Origin of the sequence: Paracoccus shanxieyensis, assembly GCF_009711265.1 — a bacterium.
Classification (GTDB): domain Bacteria; phylum Pseudomonadota; class Alphaproteobacteria; order Rhodobacterales; family Rhodobacteraceae; genus Paracoccus; species Paracoccus shanxieyensis.
Window position 1 is genome coordinate 151,220 of the sequence record NZ_WMII01000001.1, and the last position, 18,061, is coordinate 169,280.

General features: G+C 64.0%; 16 protein-coding genes. 7 read left to right on the forward strand and 9 right to left on the reverse strand.

Annotated features, from left to right (window positions below; genetic code table 11):
* Positions 1-35: 35 nt before the first annotated feature.
* From mtgA to GL284_RS00755, 4 genes are all read left to right on the forward strand, one after another.
* Complete coding sequence (mtgA, locus tag GL284_RS00740) at positions 36-791, forward strand: monofunctional biosynthetic peptidoglycan transglycosylase (protein ID WP_155042735.1); 756 nt, start codon at positions 36-38, stop codon at positions 789-791.
* 75 nt (positions 792-866) lie between these two features.
* On the forward strand, positions 867-1,556 hold the full coding sequence (gene fzlA, locus GL284_RS00745) for an FtsZ-binding protein FzlA (RefSeq protein WP_155042736.1): 690 nt from the start codon (positions 867-869) through the stop codon (positions 1,554-1,556).
* The gene (gene queG / locus GL284_RS00750) at positions 1,537-2,580 is read left to right on the forward strand and encodes a tRNA epoxyqueuosine(34) reductase QueG (protein ID WP_155042737.1); all 1,044 of its coding nucleotides are present in this window, start codon (positions 1,537-1,539) and stop codon (positions 2,578-2,580) included. Before fzlA ends, queG begins: the two co-directional genes overlap by 20 nt.
* Positions 2,577-3,521, forward strand: a complete 945-nt coding sequence (locus GL284_RS00755; protein ID WP_155042738.1) for a DMT family transporter — start codon at positions 2,577-2,579, stop codon at positions 3,519-3,521. The genes queG and GL284_RS00755 overlap by 4 nt, the downstream gene beginning before the upstream one ends.
* Before the next feature lie 12 nt (positions 3,522-3,533).
* Here GL284_RS00755 and GL284_RS00760 read toward each other — a convergent pair whose 3' ends face one another.
* From GL284_RS00760 to cysQ, 9 genes are all read right to left on the reverse strand, one after another.
* The gene (locus GL284_RS00760) at positions 3,534-4,928 is read right to left on the reverse strand and encodes a hypothetical protein (protein WP_155042739.1); all 1,395 of its coding nucleotides are present in this window, start codon (positions 4,926-4,928) and stop codon (positions 3,534-3,536) included.
* Complete coding sequence (locus GL284_RS00765) at positions 4,925-6,649, reverse strand: beta-1,6-N-acetylglucosaminyltransferase (protein WP_230382888.1); 1,725 nt, start codon at positions 6,647-6,649, stop codon at positions 4,925-4,927. Before GL284_RS00765 ends, GL284_RS00760 begins: the two co-directional genes overlap by 4 nt.
* Positions 6,646-7,671, reverse strand: coding sequence for a glycosyltransferase family 2 protein (locus GL284_RS00770; protein ID WP_341870263.1), 1,026 nt, complete (start codon positions 7,669-7,671; stop codon positions 6,646-6,648). The genes GL284_RS00765 and GL284_RS00770 overlap by 4 nt, the downstream gene beginning before the upstream one ends.
* Before the next feature lie 39 nt (positions 7,672-7,710).
* Positions 7,711-8,925 carry a glycosyltransferase family 4 protein gene (locus GL284_RS00775; RefSeq protein WP_155042741.1) on the reverse strand — a complete coding sequence of 405 codons (1,215 nt, stop codon included), beginning with the start codon at positions 8,923-8,925 and terminating at the stop codon, positions 7,711-7,713.
* Positions 8,915-9,910 carry a UDP-glucose 4-epimerase GalE gene (gene galE, locus GL284_RS00780; RefSeq protein WP_155042742.1) on the reverse strand — a complete coding sequence of 332 codons (996 nt, stop codon included), beginning with the start codon at positions 9,908-9,910 and terminating at the stop codon, positions 8,915-8,917. Before galE ends, GL284_RS00775 begins: the two co-directional genes overlap by 11 nt.
* Positions 9,911-10,801 (reverse strand): UTP--glucose-1-phosphate uridylyltransferase, encoded by an 891-nt coding sequence (locus GL284_RS00785; RefSeq protein ID WP_155042743.1) that lies wholly within the window; start codon positions 10,799-10,801, stop codon positions 9,911-9,913. It lies immediately after the preceding gene.
* 152 nt (positions 10,802-10,953) lie between these two features.
* Positions 10,954-12,147: a glycosyltransferase family 2 protein gene (locus GL284_RS00790; RefSeq protein ID WP_155042744.1), complete on the reverse strand. Its 1,194-nt coding sequence runs from the start codon at positions 12,145-12,147 to the stop codon at positions 10,954-10,956.
* Positions 12,147-12,947 carry a 3-deoxy-manno-octulosonate cytidylyltransferase gene (locus GL284_RS00795; RefSeq protein WP_155042745.1) on the reverse strand — a complete coding sequence of 267 codons (801 nt, stop codon included), beginning with the start codon at positions 12,945-12,947 and terminating at the stop codon, positions 12,147-12,149. Before GL284_RS00795 ends, GL284_RS00790 begins: the two co-directional genes overlap by 1 nt.
* 4 nt (positions 12,948-12,951) lie before the next feature.
* Positions 12,952-13,749: a 3'(2'),5'-bisphosphate nucleotidase CysQ gene (cysQ, locus tag GL284_RS00800; protein WP_155042746.1), complete on the reverse strand. Its 798-nt coding sequence runs from the start codon at positions 13,747-13,749 to the stop codon at positions 12,952-12,954.
* A 126-nt stretch (positions 13,750-13,875) separates the two neighbouring features.
* Here cysQ and GL284_RS00805 point away from each other — a divergent pair, with 126 nt between their 5' ends.
* The 3 genes from GL284_RS00805 (at position 13,876) to dnaJ (ending at position 18,060) form a co-directional block, all read left to right on the forward strand.
* Positions 13,876-14,697, forward strand: a complete 822-nt coding sequence (locus GL284_RS00805; RefSeq protein WP_155042747.1) for an ABC transporter permease — start codon at positions 13,876-13,878, stop codon at positions 14,695-14,697.
* A gap of 201 nt (positions 14,698-14,898) precedes the next feature.
* Positions 14,899-16,809 carry a molecular chaperone DnaK gene (gene dnaK, locus GL284_RS00810; RefSeq protein ID WP_155042748.1) on the forward strand — a complete coding sequence of 637 codons (1,911 nt, stop codon included), beginning with the start codon at positions 14,899-14,901 and terminating at the stop codon, positions 16,807-16,809.
* Positions 16,810-16,890: 81 nt separating this feature from the next.
* Positions 16,891-18,060 carry a molecular chaperone DnaJ gene (dnaJ, locus tag GL284_RS00815; protein WP_155042749.1) on the forward strand — a complete coding sequence of 390 codons (1,170 nt, stop codon included), beginning with the start codon at positions 16,891-16,893 and terminating at the stop codon, positions 18,058-18,060.
* The last annotated feature ends 1 nt before the right edge of the window (position 18,061 follow it).

The following is an 18,061-nucleotide window of genomic DNA, read 5'->3' on the forward strand; positions in this document are numbered from 1 at the left end:
TGACCATAAGGGCATGGCCGTGACAGGACGCGGCCATGCCCCGACGCAGCCGGACCTCAGACCCCGCGGCGCTGGCCCATGACGCCAAGCCCGCCCCCGCCGCCCGCCGCTGGCGGCCCGTCCGGCGTGGGCTGATCTGGCTGTGGGGCTGGACGCGCTGGCTGGGTCTGCGCCTGCTGGCGCTGATGTTCGTGCTGGTCTTTCTGTTTTCCTTTATCAACCCGCCGACAAGCTGGACCATCATCACCGGCCAACGCGAATATCCCGGCACGCCCCGCGAATGGCTGGATATGGATGAGATGTCGCCCAATATCGTCCGCGCGGTGATTGCCGCCGAAGATGCGAATTTCTGCAACCACTGGGGTTTCGACATGTCCGAAATCCGCAAGGTCATCGCCTCGGGATCCAGCCGGGGGGCCTCGACCATCTCGCAGCAGACCGCGAAGAATGTCTTTTTGTGGCAGGGCCGAAGCTGGCCGCGCAAGGTGATGGAAACCACCTATACGCCGATGATCGAGCTGCTGTGGTCCAAGCGCCGCATCGCCGAGGTCTATCTGAACCTTGCGGAATTCGGGCGCGGCGTGTTCGGCGTGCAGGCGGCAGCGCAATATTACTTCAAGACCGATGCCGACAAGCTGACGCTGCGGCAGGCAGCGGCGCTGGCCTCGATCCTGCCCGCACCACGGTCGCGCAATCCGCAGACCGGATCGGCAAGGACGCGCCAGATCGTGTCCGGGGCGCAGACGATTCAGGCAGATGGCCGCGATTCCTGTCTGCGGCTGGTGCGTTAACCCTATCGCGGTTGAAACGAACCCGCGTGAGGCGTATCAAACGGGGCAGCCCTCGTCCGATCGCGGTTTTCCTTTATGAACAATTCTTCCTCGAATTCCACCATCCGCCTCTATCACGTCGCCCTGTCGCCGTTCTGCCGAAAGGTGCGGCTGGTGCTGGCCGAAAAGCGGATCGAGGTCGAACTGGTCGAGGACCGCTATTGGGAGCCGGGGACCGAGATCCTGCGCCGCAATCCGGCGGGTAAGCTGCCGGTCCTGCGCATGGACGGGCGGCTGATGGCCGAAAGTCAGGCGATCTGCGAATATCTGGACGAAACCTGGCCCAATCCGGCGCTGATGCCGAAATCCGCCATCGACCGCTTCGAGGTCCGCCGGCTGTGTTCGTGGTTCGATGACAAGTTCAATGCCGAATGCACCCGCCCCGTCATGATGGAACGGGTCTGGAAAAAGGTCATGCGGCAGGGCTATCCGGACAGCCGCACCGTCAAGGCGGGTCTGTCGGCGATCCGCTATCACATGGATTACATGAAATCGCTGCTGGAACATCGCCGCTGGCTGGCGGGCGATGTGATGACGCTGGCCGATTTCACCGCTGCGGCGCATATCTCGTGCCTGGATTACATCTCGGACGTGGACTGGACCCATTCGACCGAGGTGCAGGACTGGTATGCCAAGATCAAGTCGCGCCCGGCCTTCCGCAGCCTGCTGGCCGACCACCTGCCGGGCGTTCACCCGGCGCCGCATTATGCCCTGCTGGATTTCTGATCCGGTCCAGATCCGCGCCCGGCTGGAAGAACAGGCCCGCGCCGAAGGCTTTAACGCCCTTGGCATCTGCGCCCCCGATGCCAATCCGCATCTGCCCGAACGTCTGGCCGAGTTTCTGGCCAAGGAACGGCACGGCCAGATGGAATGGATGGCCCAGCGGACCGCATGGCGGGCCGCGCCCGACGCGCTGTGGCCCGAGGCGCGGTCGGTCATCATGCTGGCCGAGCTTTACACCCCCGATCACGACCCGCTGGCGGTGCTGGACCATCCCGACCGGGGCGGCGTCAGCGTCTATGCGCAGGGCAAGGATTACCACGATCTGGTCAAGAAGCGGCTGAAACGGTTGGGCGGCTGGCTGGTCGGTCAGACCGGAGCCGAGATCAAGGTCTTTGTCGACACCGCGCCGGTCATGGAAAAGCCGCTGGCCATGGCGGCGGGGCTGGGCTGGCAGGGCAAGCACACCAACCTGCTGTCGCGCGAGCTGGGAAGCTGGTTCTTTCTGGGCTCGATCTTCACCACGCTGGATCTGCCCAAGGACCGCCCCGAGCGTGAGCATTGCGGATCCTGCCGCGCCTGTCTGGATGCCTGCCCGACGAATGCGTTTCCCGCGCCCTTTCAACTGGATGCGCGGCGCTGCATTTCCTACCTGACGATCGAGCATAAGGGGCCGGTCGATCCCGAATTGCGACCGCTGATGGGCAACCGGATCTATGGCTGCGACGACTGCCTTGCCGCCTGCCCGTGGAACAAATTCGCCCAAGACGCGACCGAGATGCGCTATCACGGCCCGCATGGCGCGCCCGCGCTGGCCGAGCTTGCGGAACTGGACGACGCGGCGTTTCGCGCCCGTTTTTCGGGCAGTCCCATCAAGCGGATCGGGCGGGATCGCATGGTGCGCAATGTGCTTTACGCCATCGGCAATTCTGGCCTTGCGCATCTGCGACCGGTCGCGGCAAGGTTGTTGAACGACCCCGATCCGACTGTCGCCGACGCGGCCATGTGGGCGTATGAGCGATTGCCATGACACCGACCCCTCCCAGCCCGCTGCGCGGCATCTTGCTGAAATGCTCCAGCGTTTTCGTGTTCACGATGATGGCGGCGCTGGTCAAGGCCACCTCGCAGGGGGATGCGGGCATCCCGCCGGGCCAGCAGGCATTCTTCCGGTCGCTGTTCGCCATTCCTGTCATCCTGATCTGGCTGCTGATGCGGGGCGAACTGGCCGTCGGGCTGAAAACCCACCGGCCCATGGGGCATTTCTATCGCGGCATCGTCGGAACGGCGGCCATGGCCTTTGGCTTCTGGGCGCTGGCGTTGCTGCCTTTGCCCGAGGTGACGGCCATCGGCTATGCCGCGCCGCTGCTGACCGTGATCTTTGCCGCGATGTTTCTGGGCGAACAGGTGCGGCTGTTCCGGCTGAGCATGGTGGGCCTTGGGCTGGTGGGCGTGCTGATCGTGCTGTCGCCCCGCATCGGCCACGGGCGCGAAGCCCCGGATGTCACCCAGCAACTGGGCGCCATGGTCATGCTGACCGCAGCATCCTGCACTGCCTTGGCGCAGATCTTCGTGCGCAAGCTGGTGCAGCAGGAACGCACCTCGGCCATCGTGTTCTGGTTTTCGGTGACCTCGACGATTCTCAGCCTGCTGACGCTGCCTTTTGGCTGGATCATGCCGGACGGTAGGACGCTGGCGCTGCTGATCTGCATCGGCGTGCTGGGCGGGGTCGGGCAGATCCTGCTGACTTCGGCCTATCGCTATGCCGATGCCTCGCTGGTTGCGCCGTTCGAATATTCCTCGATGCTGCTGGCGCTGGCGCTTGGCTGGCTGGTCTTTGATGAAATACCCAGCATCGTCATGCTGATGGGCGCGGCGCTGGTCATCACCGCGGGCATCCTGATCATCTGGCGCGAACACAAGCTGGGGCTGGAACGCTCGCGCCAGCGCAAGGCGATGACGCCGCAGGGCTAGGGCTCAATCGGATCAGGGCTGGCCAGCAAACCCAAAGGCCACGTAATCCCGCAGATAGGCCTTTTTCGCTGCGCCGCGCAGGCTTTGTTCGGACAGGAACGCCGGAAAGTCGCGCAGCCCGGTCAGCGGCGCGGGCGCGCGGATCCCCGCCCCGTCGGCCAGCCAGCCCAGATCGCGGGCCAGATCCCCCTCACGCAGGACCAGATCCGGCGCCCCCATGCGCGAGAAACCGGCCAGAACCTCGGACTGGCTGGCCCAATGCGGATAGGTCGGCAGCGTCGTCTGGCCGTTCAGGTTGCGGCGCAGGAAATCCAGAAACGCGGCGAACAGCCCGGCCTGCTGCGCGTCGTCCATCGCGCCCAGTTCTTCGTCGCGCGGCAGGGCCACGCGATGCACGCTGCGCATGAGCTGGCGCAATTCGGCGTTATTGCCCCGCACCAGCGATTCAAACCCCGCCCATGCCCGCAGCAGCGGATGGCGCAGCACGGTAAAGCTGCGATGGCCGACATGATCGCGCTTCCATTGCCGCAGGGCGTTCTGGGTCAGATCCTCGGACAGATCCCCCATGGCACGCATCCAGCCCGCGACGGTTTCGGTCGGGCCGCCCTTGATGGGCATGAAGATCAGCCCCTTGCCCGCCGCCCCCACCATATAGGACGGCACGGCGGGACCCTTGCGCGGCTCGAAATTCGGGATGCGGCGCAGCATGAAGGGGTCCAGCCGCGACAGCGCGTCCTGCATCTCGTCGAAATTGGTGACCTTCTCGGCCAGTTCGCGCGGGTTCTGCGGCACCTGATCGCTGGCGGGCAGCACGCGGTCGACATCGCGGCGGCCCATCCAGTGCAACAGCCCGGTCATCACATCGGCATCGCGCAGATCCTCATAGCCCAGCCAGAAAGCGGTCTGGCCGGTGGCTTGCAGGCGGTGCTGGATGCGAAGCTGGAATTCCTCGATCCGGGCGGTGACCAGACGAAACTCGGCGGCATCGAAATGCGCGGCGGCGGGGATCGGGGTCTCGGTCTCGTTCAGCTTCCACTGGTTCGTCTGACGCGCCAGAGCGGTCGATACGAAACTGTCCACGGGATTGCGCGTCAGCACGATCTTGGCGCAGGCGCGGTCATCCATGATCGCATCGAAGACGCGCGGGTCGTGATCGTGGAAATAGCGAAACCCCGGCAGATGGTTCGGCTTGTCCCACAAAGCGGCCAGCAGCTTGTGGGGGTCTTCCTCGCGTTCGGCCTTGCTGATGCCCTTCAATTCGTCCTTGTCGGGCCAGCCCATCATATAGGGGTTGAACGCCTCGCCAAAGCAGGTGACGCGCTTGACGCCGTTCAGCGTCGCCTCAAGCAGGTTCGATCCGGTGCGCATTTCGGCAAAGATCACGAAACGCTGGAAGGTCTGGGTCATGAGGCAAGGCTTTCCTTCGGCGGGATGGGCACGGGTTCGGAAATGGGGAAATCCCCCATCAGTTGCGGGCGCAGGCCGGCATTGCGCAGCCGCTGCAGAAAGCGCCCCATCCCCGCCAGTTCGCGCATGTCGGGCAGGGCCGTGGCGGTTTCCGGATCGCCCCCCAATTGCCGCAGCACCGAGCGCAGCACATCCGCAGGGCGGGCGCTGAAATCGGCCAGATCCCAGATGCGGGTGCGCGCCTTCAGCCAGACCGAGTTCAGCACGTCGATCTGTTCAAGTTCGGTCCGTTGCAGGATGGCGGCCACCCGGCGGATATCGTCAAAGGGCATGCCGGAATGCAACAGCGGCACGGCCCATGCGCCTGTGATGACAAAGATCTGCGCATTGGGATCGGTGCCCATGAACCAGTTCAGCGACTGCTGATCGCGCGGCGAATACTGCATGATCTGCGGCCGGTGCGAGATGCGGATCATATTGGCCAGAAAGCCGCGCGGGTCCAGATCGCGCAGCGCCGCGCTGTCGGACAGACCGCCCGGCCCGATCTGGCTGCGGTCGGCATATTCGACGCCATATTGCGCCATCACATGACCATGCACCTCGGCATCGACACGCTGGGCCAGCCAGCTTTCAAAGCCGGGAAAGATGTCCGAAAACCCCTGCATGACCGCATAGCCCGCCGAGGTCTTGCCGTTTTCCTGATCCTTGCGGGGAAAGCGGCTTTGCATGTAAAGGCCGGGCCGCCCCAGCTTTCGCCGCGCCACCGCCTGCGAGATGATGCGGTCCAGACGCTCGGGCTGGGGTTCGGCCGAAGACGGCTCACCCTGCACCGGGCGCGGGAAATAGGTGTAAAGCCCGGTCGCATCCGGCCAGATCTTGCGCGCGACGAAGCTGCGCGATTCCTCAAGGATCTGGCGGTGGTCGTTGTAGAAGATATAGGGCTTGCCCTGCCCGTCGAACTTGGCCAGCGTCAGCGACCGGCTTTCGATCCGGGTCGAATGCTTGCGCGCCAGGGTCTGAAAGTAGCTTTCATCCGGGATCCAGACGCGGTTGAAATAGCGGTCCAGCGCGGGCCGGTCCGGGTCGGACAGGATCGCGCGCAGCGTCACGCGCGTCAGGCACCACCATTGCGATCCCAGATGCGGCACGATGCCGTCCGGAATGGCGCGCCGCAGCTTCCAGCGGCGCTGGAAATCGACATAGCGGTCGAACAGCTTGCGATGCCTGCGATAGGCAAAGGGAAAGCGCAGGGTAAAGCGTTCCTCGTTCAGCCCGCCCACGGTCCAGCCGACATCCTCGGCGGTGACGCTTTCGATGAAATCGCGATGCGGGTGCAGCGACAGGAACGCCACCAGATCCGCCACCGGGCGCAGCGGCAGGCATGATCCGGACACCACCATGACATGCGTGACATCCTCGAACCGGTCCAGCAGCAGGGCGGCGGCATCCTGCGTCGCCCGCACCAGACTGAACGTGCCCCATTCGCAGGGGTGACGGCGCGAAAAGACGATCTGCTCATGGCTGGCCAGATCGGTCTGCAAGGTCCTGACCGCATCCGAAGGTGCCTTGGCGTCGATATGGATCGCCACCATGGCGCCACCGTCGGCCCAGACCCGCGCCATGCGCGCCGCCGTGGGCAGCTGGTTGTGGCACAGCATGACGATGCCCAGCTTGACCTTGAACGGGCGCGGCGGCAGCGGGGTCACCGTCTGGTCGGTCATGCCCAGTTCCCCTTTGAAATCAGCCCAAGATCCTCAAGCTGGCGCCAATCCTCGAAGCGCCGCGATTCGCTGCACCACAGATCGGGATCGTCCAGCAACCCCGAGTGATAGGCCATGTATTCCTGACTGTCGGCGTAATGCTGACGCCGCGTCAGTTCCTCGGCGGATTTCTCGACGAAGGTGGACAGGAACTTGGCGTGCAGCAGACAACCCGAGGCACGCTCGCCGCCGTCCTCGTCATAGACGACATTCAGCGACCGCGGCAAAAGCATATGGGTCGAGCTGACATAGGCATAAGACCGTTCCCAGCGCACCAGCGGGATCTTGTTCAGCGCCGGCCCCGCCTCGGGGTTGTCGCGGAAAAACACGCGCCCGCGCGGCCCGCCCTGAATCCACAGATTGCCGTATTCGCCATTCTTGCGGATCGCGTAATTCGCCGGATCGAACCACCCGGCGATGCCAAAGGGGTCTGTCCCTTCGGCATAGGGCTGACTGTTCAGCGGCCCCTTGGGATACATGTCCAGCAGCATCGCCGAAAAGCTTTTCATCGCCGAGGCGTCCAGCCAGTCGGTCAGCGCCTTCAGCGGCCGCGAATCGTGATGCGGATAGATCAGGAATTCGTCGGGATCGACCGTCAGGCACCAATGCCCGCTGCCATAGCGGCGCAGCAGCCAGTTCATCCAATCCATGCCGAACCGCGAATCCTTATAGCTGGATTGCGTCAGCCAGATCGAGACATCGGGCTGGCTGGACAGATATTCGCGCCCGCCATCGCCCGAGCCATTGTCGACGACCAGAAAATGCTGCACGCCCATGCGGCGGTAATAGTCCAGAAAATACGGCAGCCGGATCTTTTCGTTCCGCATCGACATGAACAGCAGGATATCGCCCGCCTGAATGCGCCGCGTCCGGTTCTGGACCGGCTTAAGCCTGCGCCGACGCCGGATCGCACGCCCCAGCAGCCATTGACGGCGGGCGCGAAGTCGCAACTTGCGGCGAAAGATCCTGAGCAGTCGAGGCACTGTTCTTCATCGCTTTTTCTTCGGCATAACCTTCACATCTCAGACGTGCAATCGTTCCTGCAACATCAATTGCACATGCGCGAAATGAGCGTCCCATTGCGGCACGAAACGCACAGATTTGCGCTGCGGCGCGGCTTTTGCCAGATCAACGACCGCCTTGGCCCAAGCCGCGGGATCGTCGGGTGACAGATATTGCGCATAATCGCCCAACAGCTCGGTCGCGGCGGGTAAAGGCGCGCACAGAACCGGAATGCCGCGCCCCGCCGCCTCGGTCAGCGGCAGGCCGAAGCCCTCGGCCCGGCTGGGCAGCAAAAGACCATGGCTGCGGGTCAGCAATTCGGCCACGGCGCCATCGTCCAGCGTGCTGAGCACGCGGATCGGTCCATCCTGCGGCAGGCTGTCCAGCCGCGCGAAGGTCTGGTGGTTTTCCCAGCCCCGCCGCCCGATGATGAACAGCTGCGGTGCGTCCGGACCAAGCCTGTCCCACGCATCCAGCAGCAGCGCATGGTTCTTGCGCGGCTCGATCGTGCCCAGCGTCACGAAGAACGGCCGCGCCAGATCCAGCGCGGGCAGACCCGAGGCATCGGGCGCGGCCAGCCGGGTTCCGATGGGCGCCGCGACCACCGGCACATCCGGCAAGGCCAGCGCATCCCGCCAGCGCAGCGCGTCCTGCCGGGTCGCCTCGGACACGGTCAGGACCAGATCGGCATGGCTCAGCGCGGCGGCGAAGCGGGTCTTGAACTTCTGGGTCTGGCCCGCGCGGGTGAATTGCGGAAAGTCCAGCGGGATGGTGTCATGGATCAGCACCGCCCGCCGCAGATCGGCAAGCCCCGCCCAAAGATCGTCGGTCAGATTGCTGTGGCCGATGTTCAGATAGACCGGCGACGGCCCAAGACGCCTGACCGCTGCCTTGGCCACCCCCCGCCCGGCACGGTCCGCGCGATAAAGCGCCATGCGGCGCAGCGCAGCCTCGGCCCGGGCGCGGATGTCGCGGCGGCCCCGCAGCCGGTCGATCAGATCGGGACACGGCAGATCGGCATGCCGCCCCGCCCCCCAGCGCAGGATCGCGCGGCCAGCTTCGGGCGGCAGCACAAGCTGCGCCCGTCGCACCCGCGCCAACAGCAGATGCGGCGTGCCGCTGTCATTCAAATGTGCCAGCCACTCGGCCTCGACGCGGTCGATGCCCGTGGCTGGCCCCTGGTCCAATCTGGAAATCAGACGCGAGACATCCAGCAGGATGGCCTCAGGCGGCATACCCGCCGTTCTGATGCCATCTCCAGGCATCTGCGACCATCTGCTGCATGTTCGACCGGGCCGGATTCCAGCCCAGCACGGCGACGGCCTTTTCCGAACCCGAAACCAGCTTGACCGCATCGCCACCACGGCGCGGGCCTTCGGTCATCGGCACCGGGCGGTTCGTCACATGTTTCGACTGCTCGATCACCTCGCGCACGGAAAAACCGTTGCCGGTGCCAAGGCAGAAGATCTCATGCCCGCCATCGGCCACGCGGTCGGCCAGAAGATGCCGCAGGCCCAGCACATGCGCGTCGACCAGATCCATTACATGCACATAGTCGCGGATGCAGGTCCCGTCCGGCGTCGGATAATCCGTGCCGTGGATGGTCAGCGCCGCGCGCCGCCCGTCGATGGCATCAAGGATCAGCGGGATCAGATGGGTCTCGGGCTGGTGGAATTCGCCCACCTCGCCTTCGGGATCGGCGCCTGCCACGTTGAAATAGCGAAAGATCACCGAGCGCAGACCGTCCGAGACACCGAAATCCTTCAGCATATCCTCGATCGCGCGCTTGCTGGCCCCATAGGCGTTCAAGGGCGTCTGGGCGGTGTTTTCGTCCAGCACCACGCCGTCATGATCGCCATAGGTCGCGCAGGTCGAGGAAAAGACGAAGTTCTTGACGCCCGCCGCCAGCGCCGCCTCGATCAGGGACAGCGAGGCGCCGACATTGCCGCGCCAGTATTTGCCCGGCTCGCGCATTGCCTCGCCGACTTGGCTCAGCGCCGCGAAATGCATCACCGCAACCGGCTTGTGCGTGGCAAAGACCTGATCCAGACGGGCGCGGTCCATCAGATCGCCCTGCTCGAACGGGCCGAACTTCACCGCATCGCGCCAGCCTGTGCACAGATTGTCATAGGTGACGGGGGTAAACCCCGCCTCGCGCAATGCCTTGCAGGCGTGCGAGCCGATATAGCCCGCGCCGCCTGTCACCAGAACCGTTGTCATTTACTCGGCAGCCTTGCGCATCGACATCACATCGGCCAGGTAATCGCCGAATTCGTCCTTCAGCTCATCGCGGGCCAGACCGAAGGCCACGGTCGCCTGCAGGAAGCCCGCCTTGGACCCGCAATCGAAGCGCTGGCCGCGGAAGCGCAGGCCGAACACGTCGCGCCCGGCCTCGATCTCATCGGCGATGGCGTCGGTCAGCTGGATTTCCCCGCCCGCGCCCTGCTTGAGCTTGTTCAGGTTCTCCATCACCGTCGGCGCCAGAATGTAGCGGCCGATCACGGCAAGGTTCGAGGGCGGGTTTTCCTTGGGTTTTTCCACCATGCCACGGGCACGGACGATGGCGCCCATATCCTCGGCCACGTCCAGAACGCCATAAGATTTCGTCTTTTCCGTCGGCACTTCCATGGTCGCGACCATGGTGCCGCCGGTTTCCTGATAGGCCTCGATCATCTGCTGAAGGCAGGGCGGCTCACCCATGATCACGTCGTCGGTCAGCACCACGGCCACCGGCTCGTCCTGCAGCAGACGACGCGCGCACCAGACCGCGTGACCCAGACCCAGCGCCTTGTGCTGGCGCACATAGGCGATGGCGCCGCTGTCCATATTCGTCTCGCGCAGAATATCCAGCAGCTCGGTCTTGCCGGATTTCTTCAGGCTGGATTCCAGTTCATGCGCGTGATCGAAATAATCCTCGAGCGCGCCTTTGCCCCGAGAGGTCACGAAGATGAATTCCTCGATCCCCGCTGCCCGCGCCTCATCGATGGCGTATTGGATCAACGGCCGGTCCACCAGCGTCATGATCTCTTTCGGGATGCTTTTCGTGGCGGGCAGAAAGCGCGTGCCAAGACCTGCGACAGGGAAAATGGCCTTCGTGACGGTGCGACTCATAAATAAGGTCTCCTGATATCTGCGCCAGTGTGTCTAAGCTTGTTCTGCTTTTCCAGCGGTTAGGCAACAATAGCTTAACAAACCTGTCGGATCCGAAAATTTAGCGAACGGTTTGTAAATGCAAGGTGAATTGGGCAAAAACTTGCCCAAGCTTACCATTGAACAGCAAAATATCGGCGTTCTCGGTTCACTCTATCACGAATGCGGCACCGAAGCACAGGCGAATCTCCGGGCTGCGACTTGCCCCACAGACCGCCATGCTGTTCCCACCAGCCATGACGCGTCAGCACCAGCCGATGCGGCAGCACGGTCGGCGTCAGCAGCAGGACCATCACCTGATGCCCCTGCGCCTGCGCCTGCGCCGCCTGCCTGCGCAAGGCGCGGCGCTGCCAGTGCCAACCCGACAGGAACATCGGATCGCGGTGATCGGTGTGCAGCGGCAGGAACGCAGGCGGCGGCGGCATGTCCCAGACCGGCAATGGCGCGGACACCCCCGCGGCCTGCGCCATGCCGGCCCGCAAGGTCGCAAAGACCCGGCGCACCGCCGCAGGCTCGATCCGGCCAGAAACCATCAGCCGCAGCAGGCGCTGGCGCTGCGCCTGCAAAATCCACGCCGCATCCCCGCCATGACGCGCGGCAAACAGCACGGTTGACCTTCCGATGGCCGACAGATCATGCGGCACGCCCTTCGCGGCGCGTGTGGTGCCGGGGGCAAGGCCGTGAATGACTTCGGCGGCGGGCACCACGGCGGTCAGCCCGGCAGGAAAGCGCGCCGCCAGCCGCATGTTCACATCGCTTTCGTCCAGATGAAAGGCAAAGGCGGGATCGAAACCGCCGACCTCGATCAGCGAATCGCGCCGGAACGCGCAATTCGTGCCCACGGTGCTGATCGGGCAGCCCTGTTCCGGGCCAAGCAGCGCGGGCTGGTCCAGCGGCAGGGGCATGGCGCGGCCCGAAGGTGTCATGCGTTCCGCGCGCACCTGCCACGCCAGCCCATCCGGCCCGCGCGTGAACCCCGTCGCCGCAATGACCCGAGGGTCGGCGAACGGGGCCGACAGCCGCGCGACCCAGCCCGGCGCGGCCAGCGCATCGTCGTCGATAAAGGCCACGACCTGCCCCGCCGCCTGCGCCAGCCCCAGATTGCGCGCCTGCGAGATATTGGGCTGGTCAAACGTGACACGCTTCAGCGCCAGATCGGGACGGATCCCGGCCGAGGCGGGATCGGCGACCAGAACCACCTCGACATCGGGATGGGTCTGCCGGGTCAGCGCGGTCAGGCACAGCGCCAGTTCGCGGGGCCGGTGGCGCGAGACGACGACCACCGAGACCCGCGCCGCTTCGGCCATCAGGCGATGCCCATCCGCTGCATCATCGCTTCAAGCTTGGACACGTCCGAGGGGTTGTTCAGTTCCCAGAACTCGCGCCCCCGCGCCTCGACCTCGACGCACAGGATGCGGCGGCCGCGTTCCAGAAACCGCAACTGCTCCAGCCCCTCAAGCTGCTCAAGCCGCCCTTCGTCCCATGTCGGGTATTCGGCCAGCGCCGCCGGGCGATAGGCATAGACGCCGACATGGTGATAGACCGGCGTCGGATCGCTTTGGCCGTAATCCTGCGCCGAAAACGGCACGACTTCCTTCGAGAAATACAGCGCCCGCCGGTCATGGCCAAAGACCGCCGTGGTGCCGCCCACCCGGCCCGCCACGCGATCGGCGATCAGTTCGGATCGCATCGCCCCAGAACAGCGCAGCACCGGCGTTGCGACATCCGCGCCGGGATCGGTGCGCAGACCCGTCACCAGATCCTCGATGAACCAGGCCGGGGTCAGCGGCGCATCCCCTTGCAGGTTCACCACGATTTCGGGCGACAGGCCAAGCGCCGACACCGCCTCGGCGCAGCGTTCCGTGCCATTGCGCGCCGCGGTCGAGGTCATGGCGACCTCGGCGCCGAAGCCCTGCGCATGGTCGCGGATACGGTCGTCATCGGTCGCGACGATCACGCGCGCGATGCCCGAAACCTCTTGCGCGGCTTCCCAGCTGCGACGGATCAGCGACAAAGCCTCGCCGGTTGCGCCACGCAGTTCGACCAGCGGCTTGCCGGGATAGCGGGTCGAGGCATGACGCGCCGGAATGACGATGACGACCGACATGGGATCAGTCCTTGACCAGCAGAACGCCGGGCGCAAAGGCGATGAAGAACGGGTTTTCAAACCCCGGCTTGCCATAGGCCAGCGGGCTGTGATCGTCGAAACGCACCACCTCGCCGCCCGCGCCGCGCAGCACCGCGTCGCCCGCGGCCGTGTCCCATTCCATCGTCCGGCCCAGACGCGGGTAAAGATCGGCCTCTCCGGTCGCGACCAGACAGAATTTCAGCGACGAGCCCGCCGAGGTCATGTCGCGCACGCCGTAGCGCCCGATATAGTCATCCGTCGCCGCGTCGCGATGCGATTTCGAGGCCACCACCATCAGGCCGCGATTGTCTGGCGTGGTGTTGACGCCGATCGGGCTGACCTCGCCCGGCGTGGCGTTGAAGGGGGCCTTTTCCTCGACCGAGCCGCCTTCGGCATTGGTATAGAACAGCCGCCCCTTGGCGGGTGCATAGACCACGCCCAAACGCGGCACGCCGTTTTCGACATACGCGATATTGACGGTGAAATCGCCCCGGCGCTGGACGAATTCCTTGGTGCCGTCCAGCGGGTCGACGATCAGGAAGGTCGAAAGCGTCTGCCCATGGGTCGCGGCCTGTTCCTCGGTCACCAGCGCCACATCGGGAAACGCCGCCCGCAACCCGGCCGAAATCAGCGCATCGGCCTTTTCATCGGCCTCGGTCACCGGCGAGGCATCGGATTTCGAGCGCACGTCGAAATCCTCGGCACCATAGATCTTCATGATCTCGTCCCCTGCCTCAAGGGCGAGGCGGCGCATTTCGGCGATCAGTTTAACAAAATCCATGGAATTTCCTTTTTCGTCGCGGCCTGCCGGGCGTGTGGCGGCGATTGAATACGGCACTCAGCTTCCTTATGCTGCCGCAGAATGCGCAGGGCAAGCACCTGTCGTCACATAGGGATCGCGCCGCAAATGTTCACTCAGCATCGCAGCCGCAACATGGCCGAGGCCGCGTTCACGACGGGTGCGCTGATCTATCATGTGACGGTCAACAACCTGCGCAAGGGTCAGCGCAATGCGGTCGTCGGCCTGCTGATGACCGTGGCGCAGGCGATCAGCATGATCGCGGGCTTCTGGCTGATGTATGCGATCATGGGGCTGCGCAGCTCGCCCATCCGGGGCGATTTCATCGTCTATATCATGACCGGCATCTTCATGTTCATGACGCATACGCAAGCCATCGGCGCGGTGGCCAGCGCGGGCGGGCCCACGAACCAGATGATGAAGCACGGGCCGATGAACACCGCGATCATGATCGCGGCAGGGGCGCTGGCGACGCTGTACAAGCAGACCTTCTCGGCCATCGTGGTGCTGTCGGCCTATCACTACATCATCGAACCCGTGCATATCGACGAGCCGCTGAAATGCTATGGCATGTTGCTGATCGCGTGGTTTTCCGGCTGCTGCATCGGTCTGATCTTTCTGGCGTTCCGGCCCTGGTGGCCGCAGGGCGCGCAGGTGCTGACGCAGTTTTATCAGCGCATCAACATGATCTTTTCCGGCAAGATGTTCGTGGCCAACACCATGCCCGCCTTCCTGCTGCACGCCTTTTCGTGGAACCCGCTGTTTCACGTCATCGACCAGACGCGCGGCTTTGCCTTCATCAACTATGTGCCGCGCAATTCCTCGCTGAGCTATCCGGTCTATTGCATCGTCGCGCTGCTGATGATTGGCCTGATGGCCGAGTTCGTCACCCGCAAATCCATCTCGATCAGCACCATGGCCGGGCGCTAGGCCCGGGGGCCACGCCGCGCGAAAAAATCGCTGCAACTGCGTGACAATTCGGCTGCACGGCCAGCTTGCAGGCGGTTTCGGGCCTTCCTATATAGCCCCATGAGCTTCGGAGGGCCTGCCCTTCGTCAAACAATGGGATCGGGCTTCGGGGGCCTTCTTTTGGACCCGCAGCCCATGAAATCGCCGCAAGAAAGGGATTGCATGTCTAAAGTCATCGGCATCGACCTCGGGACCACCAACAGCTGCGTCGCCATCATGGACGGCAGCCAGCCCAAGGTCATCGAGAACTCGGAAGGCGCGCGCACGACGCCCTCGATCGTCGGCTTCACCGACAGCGAGCGGCTGGTCGGCCAGCCAGCAAAGCGTCAGGCCGTCACCAACCCCACCAACACCGTCTTCGCCGTCAAGCGCCTGATCGGCCGCCGCATCGGTGACGAGGCCGTGGAAAAAGACCGCAAGCTGGTGCCCTATGCCATCGTCGATGGCGGCAATGGCGATGCCTGGGTCGAAGTCCACGACGAAAAATATTCCCCCGCGCAAGTCAGCGCGATGATCCTTCAGAAGATGAAGGAAACCGCCGAATCCTATCTGGGCGAAACCGTCACGCAGGCCGTCATCACGGTTCCGGCCTATTTCAACGACGCCCAGCGTCAAGCCACCAAGGACGCAGGCAAGATCGCCGGTCTTGAGGTGCTGCGCATCATCAACGAACCGACCGCAGCCGCGCTGGCCTATGGTCTGGACAAGAAAGATTCGAAAACCATCGCGGTCTATGACCTTGGCGGCGGCACGTTCGACATCACCATTCTGGAAATCGACGACGGCCTGTTCGAGGTGAAATCGACCAACGGGGACACGTTCCTTGGCGGCGAAGACTTCGACATGCGCATCGTGCAGTATCTGGCCGATGAGTTCAAAAAGGAACACGGCGTCGATCTGACCAAGGACAAGATGGCCCTTCAGCGCCTGAAGGAAGCCGCTGAAAAGGCCAAGATCGAGCTGTCGTCCTCGTCCCAGACCGAGATCAACCAGCCGTTCATCTCGATGGACAAGAACACCGGCACGCCGCTGCACATGGTCATGAAGCTGACCCGCGCCAAGCTGGAAAGCCTTGTGGCCGACCTGATCAAGCGCACGATGAAGCCGGTTCAGGACGCGCTGAAGGATGCTGGCCTGTCGAAAGGCGACATCGACGAGATCGTTCTGGTCGGCGGCATGACCCGCATGCCCAAGGTCATCGAGGCTGTCAGCGAATTCTTCGGCAAAGAGCCGCATAAAGGCGTGAACCCCGACGAAGTCGTGGCTTTGGGCGCGGCCATTCAGGCGGGCGTGCTGCAGGGCGACGTGAAGGACGTGGTTCTGCTGGACGTGACGCCGCTTTCGTTGGGGATCGAGACGCTGGGTGGCGTGTTCACCCGTCTGATCGACCGCAACACCACGATCCCGACCAAGAAGTCGCAGATCTTCTCGACCGCCGAGGACAACCAGAACGCCGTGACGATCCGGGTGTTCCAGGGCGAGCGTGAGATGGCGGCGGACAACAAGCTGCTGGGCCAGTTCAATCTGGAAGACATTCCGCCCGCACCGCGCGGCATGCCGCAGATCGAAGTGACCTTCGACATCGACGCCAACGGCATCGTTTCGGTCAGTGCCAAGGACAAGGGCACCGGCAAGGAACAGAACATCACCATTCAGGCCTCGGGTGGTCTGTCGGATGATGAGATCAGCCAGATGGTCAAGGACGCCGAGGCCAATGCCGAAGCCGACAAGAAGCGCAAGGAACTGGTGGAGGCCCGCAATCAGGGCGAAAGCCTGATCCACTCGACCAAGAAATCGCTGGAAGAGCATGGCGACAAGGTCGATGGCTCGACCGTCGAAGTGATCGAACTGGCCGTCGGCGCGCTGGAAGATGCGCTGAAAACCGACGACGCCGGCAAGATCAAGGGCGGCATCCAGAACCTGATGGATGCGTCGATGAAGCTGGGTGAGGCGATCTACAAGGCCAACCAGTCGGGCGATGACGGCGATGATGCGCCCCGGTCGCGCGATGAGAACGACGAAGGCATCGTCGATGCCGATTTCGAAGATCTCGGCGAAGACAAGCGCAAGTAAGCGCAGGCAGACCAGACGACCGGCCCGCTGCGCAAAATGCACGGGCCGGTTATTTCTTGAAGGACCCCGGACGCGATCGACATGGCAAAACGTGACTATTACGAGGTGCTGGGCGTAACCCGGGGCGCCTCGGCAGAAGAAATCAAGAAGGCCTATCGCACCAAGGCGAAAGAGCTGCATCCAGACCGCAACAAGGATTGCAAGGTCTCGGAAGCGGCGTTCAAGGATGTGAACGAGGCTTATGACTGCCTGAAGGACGACCAGAAAAAGGCCGCATATGACCGCTTTGGTCACGGCGCCTTTGACGGCTCGGGCGGTTTCGGCGGCGGCTTCGGTCGTGGCGGGCAGGCCAATGGCGACTTCGGCTCCGCCTTTGCCGATGTGTTCGAGGATCTTTTCGGCGACATGATGGGCCGCCGTCAGGGCGGCGGTGGCGGGCGGTCGCGCGCCAGCCGTGGTCAGGATCTGCGCTATAACCTGCGCGTGTCGCTGGAGGATGCCTTTGGCGGCGTGCAGAAGGCGATCACCGTTCCCGGCTCGGTCACCTGCGGGGCCTGCGACGGTACCGGCGCCGAAGGCTCGGTCGAGCCTGCGACATGTCCGACCTGTTCGGGCATGGGCAAGGTGCGGGCAAGTCAGGGCTTTTTCACCGTCGAACGCACCTGCCCGACCTGTAACGGTCAGGGCCAGATCATCAAGAATCCCTGCAAGGAATGCCACGGCGCGGGTCGGATCGAAAAGGAACGCACCCTGTCGGTCAATATCCCGGCAGGCGTCGAGACCGGCACCCGCATCCGCCTTGCCGGCGAGGGCGAGGCCGGGATGCGCGGCGGTCCTGCGGGCGATCTGTATATCTTCATCGAGGTGCAGGATCACGCGATCTTCCTGCGCGACGGCAAGATGCTGGCCTGTCAGGTGCCGGTCAGCATGGCAACCGCGGCCCTTGGCGGCGAAATCGAGGTGCCGACCATCGACGGCGGCCGCTCGCGCGTGAAGATCCCGCCGGGCACGCAATCTGGCAAGCAGCTGCGCCTGCGCGGCAAGGGGATGCCGCCCTTGCGCCACGGGCCGGGCATGAATGGCGAATCGGGGGACATGCTGATCGAGCTTTCGGTCGAAACTCCGGTGAACCTGACCGCCCGCCAGAAGGAAATCCTGCGCGAATTCGACAATATCAACGCCGATAACAGCCCGCAGACCCAAGGCTTCTTCCAGAAGATCAAGGGATTCTGGGACGAGATGAAGGGCTGAT

Coding starts and splice junctions, on each gene's coding strand:
- mtgA (WP_155042735.1), top strand. CDS start 36: ATGCCCCGACGCAGCCGGACCTCAGACCCCGCGGCGCTGGCCCATGAC.
- fzlA (WP_155042736.1), top strand. CDS start 867: ATGAACAATTCTTCCTCGAATTCCACCATCCGCCTCTATCACGTCGCC.
- queG (WP_155042737.1), top strand. CDS start 1,537: ATGCCCTGCTGGATTTCTGATCCGGTCCAGATCCGCGCCCGGCTGGAA.
- GL284_RS00755 (WP_155042738.1), top strand. CDS start 2,577: ATGACACCGACCCCTCCCAGCCCGCTGCGCGGCATCTTGCTGAAATGC.
- GL284_RS00760 (WP_155042739.1), bottom strand. CDS start 4,928: ATGACCCAGACCTTCCAGCGTTTCGTGATCTTTGCCGAAATGCGCACC.
- GL284_RS00765 (WP_230382888.1), bottom strand. CDS start 6,649: ATGACCGACCAGACGGTGACCCCGCTGCCGCCGCGCCCGTTCAAGGTC.
- GL284_RS00775 (WP_155042741.1), bottom strand. CDS start 8,925: ATGCCGCCTGAGGCCATCCTGCTGGATGTCTCGCGTCTGATTTCCAGA.
- galE (WP_155042742.1), bottom strand. CDS start 9,910: ATGACAACGGTTCTGGTGACAGGCGGCGCGGGCTATATCGGCTCGCAC.
- GL284_RS00785 (WP_155042743.1), bottom strand. CDS start 10,801: ATGAGTCGCACCGTCACGAAGGCCATTTTCCCTGTCGCAGGTCTTGGC.
- GL284_RS00790 (WP_155042744.1), bottom strand. CDS start 12,147: ATGGCCGAAGCGGCGCGGGTCTCGGTGGTCGTCGTCTCGCGCCACCGG.
- GL284_RS00795 (WP_155042745.1), bottom strand. CDS start 12,947: ATGTCGGTCGTCATCGTCATTCCGGCGCGTCATGCCTCGACCCGCTAT.
- cysQ (WP_155042746.1), bottom strand. CDS start 13,749: ATGGATTTTGTTAAACTGATCGCCGAAATGCGCCGCCTCGCCCTTGAG.
- GL284_RS00805 (WP_155042747.1), top strand. CDS start 13,876: ATGTTCACTCAGCATCGCAGCCGCAACATGGCCGAGGCCGCGTTCACG.
- dnaK (WP_155042748.1), top strand. CDS start 14,899: ATGTCTAAAGTCATCGGCATCGACCTCGGGACCACCAACAGCTGCGTC.
- dnaJ (WP_155042749.1), top strand. CDS start 16,891: ATGGCAAAACGTGACTATTACGAGGTGCTGGGCGTAACCCGGGGCGCC.